10 protein-coding genes are annotated in these 14,128 nt (G+C 57.6%); all 10 read right to left on the reverse strand.

Annotated elements, in window-relative coordinates; genetic code table 11:
* Positions 1 to 103 precede the first annotated feature (103 nt).
* Positions 104 to 3,283 carry a PAS domain S-box protein gene (locus NITLEN_RS12710; protein ID WP_121989990.1) on the reverse strand — a complete coding sequence of 1,060 codons (3,180 nt, stop codon included), beginning with the start codon at positions 3,281 to 3,283 and terminating at the stop codon, positions 104 to 106.
* A 113-nt stretch (positions 3,284 to 3,396) separates the two neighbouring features.
* Positions 3,397 to 4,314 (reverse strand): protein translocase subunit SecF, encoded by a 918-nt coding sequence (gene secF / locus NITLEN_RS12715; protein WP_121989991.1) that lies wholly within the window; start codon positions 4,312 to 4,314, stop codon positions 3,397 to 3,399.
* Positions 4,315 to 4,368: 54 nt separating this feature from the next.
* Complete coding sequence (secD, locus tag NITLEN_RS12720) at positions 4,369 to 6,012, reverse strand: protein translocase subunit SecD (RefSeq protein WP_121989992.1); 1,644 nt, start codon at positions 6,010 to 6,012, stop codon at positions 4,369 to 4,371.
* Positions 6,013 to 6,174: 162 nt separating this feature from the next.
* Positions 6,175 to 6,513, reverse strand: a complete 339-nt coding sequence (gene yajC / locus NITLEN_RS12725) for a preprotein translocase subunit YajC (protein ID WP_245924459.1) — start codon at positions 6,511 to 6,513, stop codon at positions 6,175 to 6,177.
* 18 nt (positions 6,514 to 6,531) lie between these two features.
* The gene (gene tgt / locus NITLEN_RS12730) at positions 6,532 to 7,698 is read right to left on the reverse strand and encodes a tRNA guanosine(34) transglycosylase Tgt (protein WP_121989993.1); all 1,167 of its coding nucleotides are present in this window, start codon (positions 7,696 to 7,698) and stop codon (positions 6,532 to 6,534) included.
* 17 nt (positions 7,699 to 7,715) lie between these two features.
* The gene (gene argS, locus NITLEN_RS12735) at positions 7,716 to 9,440 is read right to left on the reverse strand and encodes an arginine--tRNA ligase (RefSeq protein ID WP_121989994.1); all 1,725 of its coding nucleotides are present in this window, start codon (positions 9,438 to 9,440) and stop codon (positions 7,716 to 7,718) included.
* Positions 9,441 to 9,523: 83 nt separating this feature from the next.
* On the reverse strand, positions 9,524 to 10,510 hold the full coding sequence (locus NITLEN_RS12740; RefSeq protein WP_181416848.1) for a glycosyltransferase family 9 protein: 987 nt from the start codon (positions 10,508 to 10,510) through the stop codon (positions 9,524 to 9,526).
* 26 nt (positions 10,511 to 10,536) lie between these two features.
* The gene (gene mobA, locus NITLEN_RS12745) at positions 10,537 to 11,148 is read right to left on the reverse strand and encodes a molybdenum cofactor guanylyltransferase (protein WP_121989996.1); all 612 of its coding nucleotides are present in this window, start codon (positions 11,146 to 11,148) and stop codon (positions 10,537 to 10,539) included.
* A gap of 93 nt (positions 11,149 to 11,241) precedes the next feature.
* Positions 11,242 to 13,032, reverse strand: coding sequence for a c-type cytochrome (locus NITLEN_RS12750; protein WP_245924460.1), 1,791 nt, complete (start codon positions 13,030 to 13,032; stop codon positions 11,242 to 11,244).
* 37 nt (positions 13,033 to 13,069) lie between these two features.
* A complete protein-coding gene (locus NITLEN_RS12755) occupies positions 13,070 to 14,107 on the reverse strand; it encodes a c-type cytochrome (protein WP_121989998.1) in 1,038 nt (345 codons plus the stop codon).
* Positions 14,108 to 14,128 lie beyond the last annotated feature (21 nt).

Genomic DNA, 14,128 nt, shown 5'->3' on the forward strand with positions numbered 1-14,128 from the left:
CGCTCCACCGGCTGCCGCTCATGCACGACGAGCACCCACCGGGCCTCGACGATGGGCAGGCGCATCAACGGTTGGTCATCGACCATCACCATCGTGAATGGCGTCATGAAACCCGCTCCGCCGGCTGCCGCTCGCGGGAGACGGGCAGCCAGAGTGTAAACACGGTGCCTTTGCCGACTTCACTATCCACAAGAATCTTGCCTCCATGCCGTTCAACAATCCCAAGACTCACCGACAAACCCAACCCCGTCCCTTCGCCTTCGCGCTTGGTCGTGAAGAACGGATCGAAAATCTTCGGCAGAACCGCCGCCGGAATGCCGGATCCGGTATCTCGAATTTCCACCAGACAAATCCCCTCTTCGACCCAGGTCCTGATCGAGAGAACTCCGCCCTCTTTCATCGCTTGCACGGCGTTCAAAATCAGATTCATCAAGACTTGCTCGATCATATGCCGGTCGATCATGACCGCCGGCAATCCATGGCCGAGCGCGGACTCGAGCACAATCCGGTTCGGCACGAACAAATGATTCGTCAGCACCAACACCCGCTCGATCACCGTATTGATGTCGGCCGGCGCAAATTCAGGCTGGTGCTGCTGAGAGAAATCCAACAACTGCCGAACGATCTTCTGCACGCGATGCAATCCGTCTTCCATCGACGCTAGGTATTCCTCACGCCGGGCTGGTGCGATCGTCCCCTTCGCGAGATTGTAAAGGCAGTTCAAGATGCCGCCCAGCGGATTGTTGATCTCATGGGCCACTCCCGCCGCGAGCTTGCCGACGGAGGCCAGCTTCTCTGAATTCCTGATTTGCTGCTCCAGCTTCTTCGTGTCGGTCATATCGCGGGCGATCCCGAGCACACCGAGAATCTCCCCGTCCACCCCATGCAACGGCGACACACTCACCATAACAGACCGGACTTCGCCCGTGCGGGTCACCACTTCCACCTCGTACACCTGCTTGGCGCCGATATCGAGCGTACTCTTGAGCCGCCGACCCCGATGCCGCTTGGACAACAAGGCCAGATACGGTCGGCCGATGAGATCGTCTTTCCGATAACCCCAGGATTCAATCTTGCTGTTGACGTAAGTAAAGCGCTGCTCCGTGTCCAGGGTATAGATCACATCGTTCGCATTTTCGAGCAGGTTCTCTAGATAGTGCTGTGTCTCTTCGATTTCCTTTGTGCGCTCCCGCACCTTCACTTCCAGTTCATCCCGATAGGACCGCAGTTGTTGCTCCATCCGCTTCCGGTCCGTGATGTCGCGGAGCTGAACCATGATCAACGGAGCTTCGGCGGCGCCGGTGCGAATCAGATCCATTTCCACCGGCGTCTCGACCCCGGCGGCCGTACGCACGGCGATTTCGTGGGTCGGGACCTGCCGCTGCCCTCCGGCCAATTCCATCAACAACGCACGGACCCCCTCGCGAAACGCGGGTAAGGCAATATCGAAAATACTGCGGCCAATCACCGACGCCTCCGAGTACCCCAGCGCCTGCTCTTCCCGATGATTGACCGCTACCACGGTCCCGTCACGATCCACCATGAAGACGGAGTCGGCCACGAGGTCGAAGAGCGCCTTGTAGCGTGCTTGCGAGGCCACCAACTCCTGTGTCCGCTCGGAGACGGCCGTTTCAAGCTTGCTCGTATATTGCTGAAGCTGCCGCTCCAGCTGATGCCGCTCGGTGACGTCTCGGACGAACGCGCGGGTGTGGACGATGCCGCCCCCCTCCTGATCGAACAACGCCGTGGCATGAATTTCCACATCGATCTGGCGGCCATCCTTCGCGAGAAAGATCGTTTCAATCGCATTGCGGCCCTTGACCATAAGCCGCTCAAGATAGCTCAGGATGTGACCGGCCTGGTCCGGCGGCGCCACGTCCCAGAGCCGCATCGTCAACATCTCATCGAGACTATACCCGAGCTTCTCCAACCCGGTCTGGTTCATATGGACAAACCGCCCTACCCGATCCAGCTGATAAATCATTTCCGGAGAGTGCTCGATCAGGTCCCGGTACTTTTCTTCTAACCGGTGCACCTCGAGCATCCGCTGTTCGATTTGCGTAAACGACAATTTCAGATTGGCGGCCATCTGGTTGAAGGCCCCGGCCAGGTGTTCGATTTCATCGCCGGTGCGGATCTGCAACGTTTGATCAAGCCGGCCGCTGGCGATCTCCAGCACGCCATCATGCAAGATCTTGATCGGCCGAGCGATCCGCCGGGCCACGATCAAACCGGTACCGACCAGCACCGCGAACACCAAGGCGCCGTACAGTAACACCCGAACAACCAGGCGCGTCAGCGGCGCGTAGGTCTCTTCCGGGTCCTGCCGAATGACCGTCACCCACTGCTTGCCGCCCATACTGCCGGGCGCCAAGGGTTCGCTGAACCGCACCGGAGCGAATCCGATCAAAGCATTGTGGCTGCCATGGGAATCGTCGGGTGCGATGGCCCAGCCAGCCTTGTCCTGCACGATGGTCTTCACAAACTCCGGCGTGACCGTGTGCTCTTCCGGCGACAACACCGGACATATCAGTGAGACCCCGTCGGAATTGAACAGCATCGCGTGGCCGGATGAGCCAATCGACACTTCTCCGATCGAATGGAACAGCGTATCCCGCCGGAGCAGAATGGTCACGGCGCCGATGACTCCCTGGCCGCCGTCCTCAATGATCGGAACCGCCACCACCACCACGTGCGTCCCGAAGGCCGGATCGAATGCGATATCGCTGACATACGGACGAGACACTTGCGACTTCACCACCGCCGTCCACCAAGACGTCTTGCCGTAGAAGTACTCCACCTGAGGAATAGAACTGACGACGAGGGCGCCGCGGGCGTCCGTAACCAGAATGCCCACATAGTCGGACTTCCGAATATCGTGCCAGCGGATGAGATAGTTCGTGACGATGCGGTTGATGAACAGCGGGAACTCGCTGCGCGTATCGCGCTGGCGCCAGCGCTGTTGCCAATCTTTGATCATGGCATCGATCGCGCGCTCGTCCTTACCCTCGTAGGTACGGTTCGATTCGGTCACGGCGGTGCGGAGAAACGGGGTCGCCCCGAGCTGCTGGGCTTCATTGATCCCGCGCGTCACATGCATTTCAGTGCGGCGCGAGGCCTCAACCGCCACTTCTTTGAAGTTGGCGCCGATGGCCTCGCGGAGCGCCCGCCGTTCTTCCACGTAGCTGAGCAGGAGAGAGAGGCTGAGTGGCAGCAGGCCCACCATCACGATGGCCGTGATGATTTTCTGCTGGAGACTGTGAGACCGACTCCAGAGTTTCATGCGGACGCCCCAAGCAACCTGCGGATAGAAACCGACGGCATCCGGAAACCGAGCGCTTCACGCCCGCGCGCCAACCGGCGCACGCGTGAGGGACGAGCGCGCGCCCGTCCCCGCTAGTTCCGTTTCATCATCTGTCCGCTCGTGCCTGGCCAGAGCAGGAGCAATGGACTGGCCACGAACACCGAGGAGTAGGTCCCGAAAATGACGCCGCCCAGGAGGGCGAGCGAAAAATCATGCAAGACTTCGCCGCCGGCCACGGTCAAGGGAACCAGCACAATGACCACCGTTAAACTCGTGACGATCGTCCGGCTGAGGACCTGATTGATGGCCGTGTTGATCGTCGTCTCTTCGGAATCACGCCGCCGCGATTTCAAATTCTCTCGAATCCGGTCGAACACCACGACAGTGTCGGTTAACGAGTATCCAGCCAGGGTCAACAGCGCCGTTACGACCAGCAGCGTGATTTCTTTATCCAGCAGATAAAACGCGCCCAGCACGGCCAGCACATCATGGAACGTGGCCAGGGCCGCCGCGACACCGAACCGCAACTCAAACCGGGCCGCGACGTACATAATGATGCCGGCAAAGGAGATGACGACCGCAATGAGCGCATCTTCCTGGAGCTTCTTCCCGATGGTCGGTCCGATCTCGGTCGAAGAGTCCACCGTAAACTTGTTGTTCGGGAACTCCTTGGTAAAGATCGCCATGACCCGTTCCGCCGTTTTCTCCTCGATCGTCGTCGAGGCTTTCACGCGGACGAGCAATTTGTTGTCCTGCCCGAATTCCTGCAGCTCCGCGTCACCGACCCCGTTCGACTCCAGCGCTTTTCGCGCTTCATCGATGTGGATGGCCTGCTCGAACTTCAGTTGCACGGCTGTGCCGCCGGCGAAGTCGATACCAAGATTGGCCGCGCCCCGCGCGATCTGCACGATCGCAATGAGCCCGAGCAATACCATGACGCCCGAGAACGCAAAGGACAGCTTGCGTTTGCCCATAAAATCAAAATTCGTTTTCCCAAGAATCTCTAACATGCTCACTCCCTTTTCGTCGCGTTCAGCTTTCAGTCTCCGCTACCAGCGTCACGGTTAGATGCTGAGCGTATCCACTTTCTTTCCTTGGTTCAGCAGGTCAAACACGACCTTGGTTCCGACAAAGGCCGTGAACAGATTGATCGCGATCCCCAAGCACAACGTGACGGCAAATCCCTTGATCGGCCCGGTGCCGAACAAGAACAGGGCCACGCCGGTGATCAAGGTCGTGACGTGCGCGTCGATGATCGTGAGCAGGGCCTTGTCATAGCCGCCATCCACCGCCAGTCGCACGGCTTTCCCGGCGCGCAATTCTTCGCGAATGCGCTCAAAAATCAGCACATTGGAGTCCACGCCCATACCGATGGTCAGCACGATCCCCGCGATGCCCGGCAGAGTCAGCGTCGCATTCAGCGCCGACAGCGCGCCGAGCAGACAGACCAGGTTCAGCAGCAAGGCGAAATCGGCGATCACCCCGGACAGCCGGTAATACACAATCATGAACACCACCACCAGCGCTCCGGCGATGAGCGTGGATTTCACCCCCTGATCGATGGAGTCCTGGCCGAGCGACGGCCCGACGGTGAGATCTTGAATGATCTTCAATGGAGCCGGAAGCGCACCGGCCCGCAGGACGATGGCCAGATCGTTGGCTTCCTGCGTGCTGAACGTCCCGGTAATCTGAGCCCGGCCACCGGAGATCCGGTCCTGAATCACGGGAGCGGAATAGATCGTGTTGTCGAGCACAACGGCCATGCGCTTCTTGATGTTCTCTCCGGTGATCCGTTCAAACTCCCGTCCGCCTTTGGCATCGAACGTGATGGAGACATAGGGGTCGTTGAACTCTCCGATCGAGACTCGCGCATCGCTCAACACATCGCCGGTAAGCATGACTCGCTTCTTGACCAGGTACGGCGTGCGGAATTCACGTCCGGTCTCTTTGTCGAGTTGGTGCTCGAACAGGATCTGATCGCCTTCCGGCACCTTGCCCTGGAACTGCGCCAAGACCTCGGCTTCTTTTTCCTTCGGGATACGGGCAGGGAAGTCCATCTTCATCATATTGTCTTCGTCGAGCATCTTGAACTCGAGCAAGGCCGTTTCCTTAATGAGGTCCTTCGCCCGCTTCGGTTCTTTGACACCCGGCAACTGCACGACAATCTGCTTCAAGCCTTGGCGCTGCACCAGCGGCTCAGACACGCCGAACTGGTCGATCCGGTTCCGGATCGTTTCGAGCGCCTGATTGATCGCCGAATCCTTGATCCGCTTGATCTCCGCCTCGCGTAACTCCCAGACGAGGCTGTTCGCCGATCCGACGGCCTCGACTTCAAAGAAGGTGGGATACTCTTCCGAGAGCTTCTGGATCTGCGCCTTCAACTCGGCATTGGCAAACTGAATGGTGATTTGATTCGACGCCGTCCGTTTCACCGATTCTGCCGGCAGCTTCTTGTCGACCAACATGTCCTGCAGGGAGTTCACCGATCGCTCGACGGCAATCTCGACGGCCCGGTCTTCATCGACCTCCATCACCATGTGAATGCCGCCCTGGAGGTCCAGCCCCAGCGTGATACCCTTATCCGGCAAAATCGTTCGCGCCCAGTCGGGCAAGGCCTGGTATAGAGGCTTGTACGACGGCAAAAAGAACACCACCGACAGCACAATGACCAACGCAAGTAACGCAAACCGTCCACCAACTTTTTTCATGTCTCCGCCACCCTCTCTTGCAGGATCCTGAAACAGCCCACAGGCATCGTTCTCGCCGTGCTCAGAGACTCACCGTACCGCCGCCTACGCCTCGCCTCTTCGCTTGCCGCAGCCTTGCCGGGCAGCCTGTTTGAGCATCCTCTTGTGATTACCGTCGTCCGACTACTCTTTGTCGTCGTCTTCCGCCCGTATTCTCGCAATATGCTCTTTCTGAATCTTGACCTTGGTATTGTCGGCAATCTGCAGCGTCACCGTCTCTTTGCCGAGATTGGTAATCGTTCCCCAGAAGCCCGACGCAGTGATGACCTTATCGCCTTTTTTCAGATCCTCGAGCATCGCTTTCTGCTGCTTTTGCCGCTTCTGTTGCGGCAGGATCAGCAGGAAATAAAAAATCACAAAAATCAGGACAAACGGCACCAACGAAAGCAGCGAACTCGATGTGCTCCCGCCGCCCCCAAGACCTTCCGCCCATGCCACCGACACCATTCCAACCATCATCATAAATCTGGCTCCCCTTACCTAGTCGAGGCCGGCCCGCGGTTCCTGCGCAGCGACTGCCGTCGCGCCGCCGACCCGCTCGGCTTCCGCCCGCGCGCGATAAAACTCCTCGCGCATTGTGAGAAATGTCCCCCGCTCGATCGACGAGCGCACCCGTTGCATCAAATCGGCAAAGTACCAAAGGTTGTGAATCGTATTCAGCCGCGCGCCGAGCATTTCCTTCACGTTGAACAGGTGATGCAGATAGGCCCGCGAATAGCGCTTGCACACCGAGCAGCCGCAGTCCGGATCGATCGGCCGCTCGTCTTGCTTGTATTGCGCCTGCTTGATGGAAACCCGCCCGAAGCTGGTAAACAGCCATCCTGTTCGCCCATGACGGGACGGCACCACGCAATCGAAGAGATCAACTCCCCGAGCGACCCCTTCGATGAGATCTTCCGGAAGACCCACCCCCATCAGATAGCGCGGCTTGGCTTCCGGCAATTCCGGAGCGGTCACATCCAGCATGGCATACATGTCGGCTTTGCTCTCTCCGACGGAGAGTCCGCCGATGGCATAGCCTTCAAAATCCAGCGCCACCAGCTCTTGAGCCGAGATTCTCCTGAGGTCCGCTTCCAGCCCGCCCTGGACAATGCCGAAGAGCGCCTGATCGTTCCGCCGCCGACTCGCCTGACAGCGTTTCGCCCACGCCGTCGTCCGCTGCACGCCCTCCAGAATCGCCGCGCGCGATGCCGGCAGCGCGACGCATTGATCGAACGCCATGATGATGTCGGCGCCGAGCGCCTCTTCGATTTCAATCGCCGTTTCGGGCGTGATGAAATGCGTCGAGCCATCGATGTGCGACTGAAACGTCACCCCCTCATCGGTAATCTTGCACAGTTTCGCCAGGCTGAAAATCTGAAACCCGCCGCTATCGGTGAGAATCGCGCCCGGCCATCCCGTAAAAGCATGCAACCCGCCCAACTCCGCGACGACTTTGTGACCGGGGCGTAGATAAAGATGGTACGCATTGTTCAGCATGAGCCTGAACCCAAGATCGTGAAGATCCTCCGGCTCCAGCCCTTTCACCGGCCCCAATGAACCGACCGGCATGAACGCAGGCGTGTCGATGACGGCCCGGGCGGTGCGGAGTTGCCCCAGCCGCCCTTTGGTCTGTCGATCCTGCTGCCTGATCGTGAACTGCATCATGGTGCGGTGACGTTCCGTTACATCTGCTCGGGAGCTGAAATCCCCAAGACGGTTAATCCGTTTTTTACCACTTGCTGCACCGATCGCATCAACACCAACCGGGCTGCCGTCGTCGTGGGGGCAATGGCCTCCGCCACCGGCGCGTCACCGGTCTCCGAATCGGCCGCCGGAGGAAGAATCCGATGCTTGTTGTAAAACGTGTGCAGCAGCGCCGCCAGCTGCTGAAGATAGTAGGTCAGGCGATGCGGCTCAAACGCCAGCGCGCTGGCCTCCAGCACTTCGGGGAACATCGAGAGCTTCCGGATCAAGGCGAGCTCGTCAGGATCGGTCAGCACGGTCAGATCGGCTTCGGATGCCGTCGGACAGGCAATCCCACGCGCCGCAGCCACCCGCCAGAGGCTCGAAATCCTGGCATGGGCATATTGGACGTAGTAGACCGGATTATCCGATGACCGTTGCTTGGCCAGCTCTAAATCGAAATCCAGATGTGTGTTCGAGTCCCGCATGAGAAAAAAGAACATGGCGGCATCGACACCTACCTCGTCGATTACCTCACGCATGGTAATGAATTCACCGGAGCGCTTCGACATTTTGACTTCGGCGCCGCCGCGCAGCAACTTCACAAGCTGCACCAACACGACCTGCAGCCGCTCTTTCGGATACCCATAGGCCTGTATCACCGCCTGCATGCGCGGGATATATCCGTGGTGATCGGCTCCCCAGACATCGATCAAAAGGTCATAGCCTCGCTGGAGCTTGTCTCGATGATAGGCGATGTCGGACGCCAGGTAGGTGCACTCGCCATCCTGCTTACGAACCACGCGATCTTTCTCATCACCGAACTTCGACGACCGAAACCACAACGCGCCTTCATTTTCAAACAGAAGATCCTGCTGCTTCAACTCAGTAAAGGACCGCTCGACGGCACCGGACTCGATCAGCGAGGCTTCACTGAACCAGGATTCAAACTCAATGCCCAACAGAGACAGGTCTTCACGGATGTGCTGGAGCAGGGTCCGATAGGCCAGATCACGGCAGCGTTGCTCTGCCTCCGTCAGAGACAGCGTCGCCAGCGTTGCGCCATCGGATGCCTGAATCTGCTCGGCCGCAAGACGGATATACTCGCCGTGGTAACCCTCTTCCGGAAACGTGACGGGCGTCCCGGCAAGTTCCTGCAACCGCGCATACACGGAAGCGCCCAGGAGCTTCATCTGCCGACCGGCATCATTGATGTAGTATTCGCTGACCACGTCGTATCCGACCGCTCTCAGCAGGCGTGCCAACGCTTGACCAACCGCAGCACCTCGACCATGACCGACGTGCAACGGCCCGGTGGGATTGGCGCTGACATATTCGACCAGCACGCGCTTCCCGACTCCGACTGCAGACGTGCCGTAGGCCGCACCCTTCCGCTCGATGTCTCTCAAGACTTCCAACCAAATGCCAGGCTTCACAGTCAGGTTGAGAAAGCCTGGCCGGACAATCTCAACCCGCTCGAACAATTGATCACGGGTCAACAGATTGTCGGCAATGATTTTGGCAATGTCATGGGGGGCGCGTTTCTCTGAGGCGGCGAGAGACATGGCCACGGTCGTGGCGAGATCACCCCACTCCGGACGCTTGGGGGCATCCAGGGTGACGGTGGGCCAGGACTCGATTTTCAATTGTCCCTTGGCCTTGGCATCAGCGAGAGCTCCTTGAACCGCATTCGCCACCTGTTCTTGCACGAGCCCCTGCGTCACAAAATCTCCTAAGTGCTTAGAGAAGAAAGAGAAAAACAATTTTGCACTGTAGCATATGGCATATAGCGTGACAAGGTGAGCCGTCAGGAATTTGTTACCCGATGGTAGCGGAAATCATCGGCATCGAGCGCCTTGAAGACCTCATCCGCCGTTATATTCAGGCAAGACTTTTCCGTGCAGGCCTGCACCGCATCCCAGTTCGCGCATGCGCAGCGTTCTCCCCTCACTACCGTCACCTGCACCCCGAGAGGAGCCCATCGCTGTTCATCAGTTGGCCCAAACATCGCCACCGTCGGCACACCCAGCAAGGCAGCCAGATGGGTCACGCCAGAATCGTGACCGATATACCCCTGCGCCTGCGCCAAAATTGCGGCGAGTAGTGCGATCGACGCGGGGCGAAGAATTGGCACTTCTGAAATATCCTGCGCCTGAAGGGCCTCCCCTGCTTGATCATCAGCGGGCCCTAACACCACTACAGGCGTGAACTGCCGTGCCCGACAGCCCCGAAGAAGTGCGCCCCACGTATCCGCTCGCACACACTTGTGCCTGCTCCCACTTCCCGGGTGGCATGCGATCAACGGTGCCCCTTGTTCGATCCCAGCAGTATGGAGTGCGTCGATCCCCGCCCGCAGTACCTGGTCAGGAAGATGGAGATGGATGCTGGGAAGCGCACCGACAGGAAATTCTCCCTGCAAAGTTTGGATGAATCGCTCGCTTTGGTGAGAACCTTCTGTTGAAGATGGTGATTGCAGAATCACACGTGGAATTCCAAGTTCCCCCAGTGTACGCCGGATCGACCCATCGTGATCACTCAGCCAGCCAACCGCAAGATCGCAGTGCCTCAAGAGATCGTGCTGCATATCTGAAATTTGCGCTCTTCCGGAGAAAAGCGCGTTCAACTGACTCGACTCCATCGGCAAAGATTGATCGATCACCCCGCATAGGCCTAGTAGATCTCCTACGCCCGATCCGGCAAGCAAGATGATCCGGTGCTGCGGAAACGCGGTCCGCAGGGCAGTCAATGCACCAACCGACAGCAGAACATCACCCAGCCCACCGGGGTGAATCACCAGAATTGTCCGCTGGGAAGCAGGCATTATTGAGGCAACGAGCGGTTACGGAGCGCGGCTCTCGCCGCATCGAGATCGGCCGGCGTGTTCACATTCTGAAACGATTGGGCCCGTGGGTCCCGTTCACCCCACTCAGCGGGCAAGACGACGGTTGTGTGGAGCGATGGCTCCGAGGCGATCTGCTGAATCTTCAGGGCATGCGTGATAGCCATGCGCTCAAGGACCGGCAATGCCCGTTTACTATAGAGCGCATGAAGAGGCTGCAGTCCGGCCGGCAGGCGGGCCATGACAATGTCAGCTGCTGGATCGCGGTCAACAAACCACTGGATCATGTCTGGATTCAGAAACGGCATATCACAGGCCACCACAAAGACGCGCGGCTCAGTGGCCCGTGCCAGACCTGTGTAGAGGCCACCCAGGCTCCCGCAATCTGCGATGAGATCTCTGTGAACGATGCAACCCGAGACGGTGAGGGGCGGACTATCCTGCGCAATAATCACCAGCACTTCAGAAAATAGCTGAGCCATAACCGAGGTGGTTCGCGCCAGTAACGTCTCCTCCCCGACCGTCAGAAAACGCTTATCCTCCCCCATCCTCCGACTCTTGCCACCGGCCAGCACGACTCCCGTTACATTCATACAGATCGACCGCTTCCTGGCGTAAAAACACGAAGGGGGTGGGTTACCCCACCCCCTTCATTCGCTGCTCAGCCACTCACGTACGGAGTGCTCTTAGAGCGTCTTGCCCTTCCGCTTGTTTGCGCGGCGCGTCAGAACCCATGCTTCTAGCAGCACGATCCCGCCGGCAATAACGAACGGATAGATATACACTTCCTGGGGCGTCGGCGGCTGCATGAACGTGTAGTAGAAGGCCGACACGGCCATCTTGCGTCCAGCATCACCGTTGTGACCATCCCAGGCAAAGAACACGGTCGGGATGTATTTCCCCATTTCGAACAGCGTGTCTTCGTCATAATCCTGGTCCTTCTTGTTTCCGACTGGACGCTGAATCATGACGTACCAACGACCGTTCTTCCATTCAGACTTGAGAACCTTCAGATTCTCTTCATAGTTATCGCGTTCTTCAAAATCCTTGTCCCAGCCGGTTCCCTTGAAGGCCCGGAGAGATCCGTCAGCTTCCCACTTCACAATATCGACAGGATATTGCTCATTGCTTCCAAATAGATACCGCGGCTTAATCGGGGCCGGGAGATCCTGCCACTTGACCGGCGTTTCGATCGCAACCGCGTCATTGTAGACCGTGTAATTATTTTGATGCGCCGCAATGGATCCTTCTTCACCGGTCTTCGGATCCTGTTCCTTCACATCAATGTTGACCTGAGTCGGAGCCCAGGGCAATTTCCCTTCGGCCATACTCTTGGTACGATCGTCCCACTCGATCAAATAGACAATCGACTTTTCGTTATACAGCGACCGAACCCAGAGATCATCGATCCGATTCACAAAGTTACGCGGCTTATGCGTGATCTGACCACCCATGGCGATAAGGCGCTTCTGGGTTTTCTGCCAGGCTTCGTTCTCCATATCCGTTGGGATCTCACCTTCCACCGGATTTGATGGAAGCACGAAGTTGACTTTCGGCTTATCCGTCTGTGGGTCAATTGAGAGCGGATTCCCTTCAGGATCTCTTTCGCACAATGAATTCACGAAGTTGGCAATGTCCCACCGCTCGTCGATGCTGGTGTTATCAGCAAACGACGGCATCGGCGTACCATTGACTCCGGTCGAGAAGGTCCTGAAAATGTTTTTCACATTGTACGGATCCTGACGGCTTCCGCGGAAATTCCAGCACTTGTGCCAATTGGCAGGCTGGATCGAGAAACCCCAGTCATCCTTCAGATTGAAGGCGTTACCATCGCCACGGCCTTCCATGCCGTGACATTCTACGCACTTCTTTTCAACGATCAGCTCGGATCCTCTCTTCTTGCTTTCTTCTGTCGCTTCTTTAGGCTTTAAATCGGCGAGCTGGAGAATCGTCTGAGCTTCTGATTGCTTGTCGGTGAACTTCCGATCCTTCACCAATTGAGTAGTGACGAACGCCAACACCTGCAACCGCTGCTCTTCCGTCAGGATGCCTTCCCAGGAAGGCATTGCAGAACCAGGCAGCCCATGGGTCACCGTCTCAAAAAGATCGTTCTGACCGGGAGTCGGCTTTTTGGCATCGAACAACGGCAACTCGCCGCTCGCGGTATGCCGGATCTTAAATGTCCCCTGGTTGAAATTGCGCGGACGCGGCCAAAGCCGGTCGGCCCCAGGCCCGTCGCCGGCTCCATCCACTCCATGGCACCACACACACTTGGTAAAGTAGACGCGCTTCCCGGCTTCGATCATGTCTGCAGCTGGTTCAGGCGCCAACTCACCCTTCTTAAATCCCTGCGGAACTTCCTCAGCAGTTGCCGAGAGGACCAGCGGACCGGCAGAGAACAGCGCCAGTCCAAAGGCCGAGGCAAGGACGATCCCTGCTTTTTTGCCCATCGACGTATTCATCATTTTTTTCCTCATGTCGTAATCCAGGGTTATCCGTTATGCCAGGGACGACTTAGTCCCAGGTCCGTGGGTAGTAACCCGTGTGCCAGTATTCAAACAAAATGACCTTCCAGATTTCATCGACGGTCAAATGCTGCTCCCATGGCGGCATAACTGAGGCCCAGGGGAATCCTTCGTTCGGCAATCCGATACCACCCTTGGCAACGCGCCAGAAAATGAACGTCTCCTGAAGCTGAGCGATTGTGCCTGGATCCGTGAAGTTGGCAGGAATCGGATTAAACGCAAATGCATGGAGGCCACGACCATTCAAGTTGTCGCCGTGGCAGAAGTGGCAGTTCTGGAAAAATATTTCTCCGCCTTCCTTCACGTACTTCAGATAGCCCTGGTTTTTTTCATCCCACGGATTGGCATTAGGCGCCATCAAACGCCCCATGCCCTGTTCGACGATCAGCTTATTGCTATATTCCTGGTCAAACTTCCCTTCAGGGTTGACACGGTAAGGATTCTGGGAGGTCTGGAGGGTATAGGTCTTGCCATGAACTTTCGTGCTGGCCGGAGGAGCCGGATGCACCGTGCGCAACTCAACCGGCTCTTCAGATTTTGGCTTCATCGCATTGAAGGAGGTGAAACCAACAAGGACTGGAATCAGAACGAGATACGCGTAGCGGAGCATCTTGTTCGCTCCACTCTGGGCATCGAGGACGTTCATGATCGGCTGCTTAAACTTCTTCCAGTCGTCCTCGTTTGCGGACACCCACATGAACACCGCAACGAGCGACACCGTCCCATACATGGCCCGAACGCTGAACGGAATGGGCGGATAGACGCGGAACTTCAAATAGAGCAGCACAAACGCCCAAAATCCGATTCCCTGCCAAAATCTAGGAAGCGCCATGCCCATTGAGCTAAACATATAGCTCAATCCGGCAAAGCCGACAACGAAGCAGGCGACCTCAAGCAACATTTGGATAGGCATGTAGCCTTCGACTAAGCGGACGGTATTCGACGGGACGACGTCGAGGATCATCCCGACTAGCAGGAGGAGCGCAATAGCCCCTACCAGCGCGCCGACTGACATCAATGCTTTCATGAGTTCACTCCCTTTGGTCTA

Origin of the sequence: Nitrospira lenta (genome assembly GCF_900403705.1) — a bacterium.
Taxonomy (GTDB): Bacteria; Nitrospirota; Nitrospiria; order Nitrospirales; family Nitrospiraceae; genus Nitrospira_D; species Nitrospira_D lenta.

Bases quoted from the DNA above. Each gene is read 5' to 3' on its own strand.
- NITLEN_RS12710 (WP_121989990.1), bottom strand. From the start codon at position 3,283: ATGAAACTCTGGAGTCGGTCTCACAGTCTCCAGCAGAAAATCATCACG.
- NITLEN_RS12750 (WP_245924460.1), bottom strand. From the start codon at position 13,032: ATGAGGAAAAAAATGATGAATACGTCGATGGGCAAAAAAGCAGGGATC.
- mobA (WP_121989996.1), bottom strand. From the start codon at position 11,148: ATGAATGTAACGGGAGTCGTGCTGGCCGGTGGCAAGAGTCGGAGGATG.
- secF (WP_121989991.1), bottom strand. From the start codon at position 4,314: ATGTTAGAGATTCTTGGGAAAACGAATTTTGATTTTATGGGCAAACGC.
- tgt (WP_121989993.1), bottom strand. From the start codon at position 7,698: ATGATGCAGTTCACGATCAGGCAGCAGGATCGACAGACCAAAGGGCGG.
- secD (WP_121989992.1), bottom strand. From the start codon at position 6,012: ATGAAAAAAGTTGGTGGACGGTTTGCGTTACTTGCGTTGGTCATTGTG.
- NITLEN_RS12755 (WP_121989998.1), bottom strand. From the start codon at position 14,107: ATGAAAGCATTGATGTCAGTCGGCGCGCTGGTAGGGGCTATTGCGCTC.
- yajC (WP_245924459.1), bottom strand. From the start codon at position 6,513: ATGATGATGGTTGGAATGGTGTCGGTGGCATGGGCGGAAGGTCTTGGG.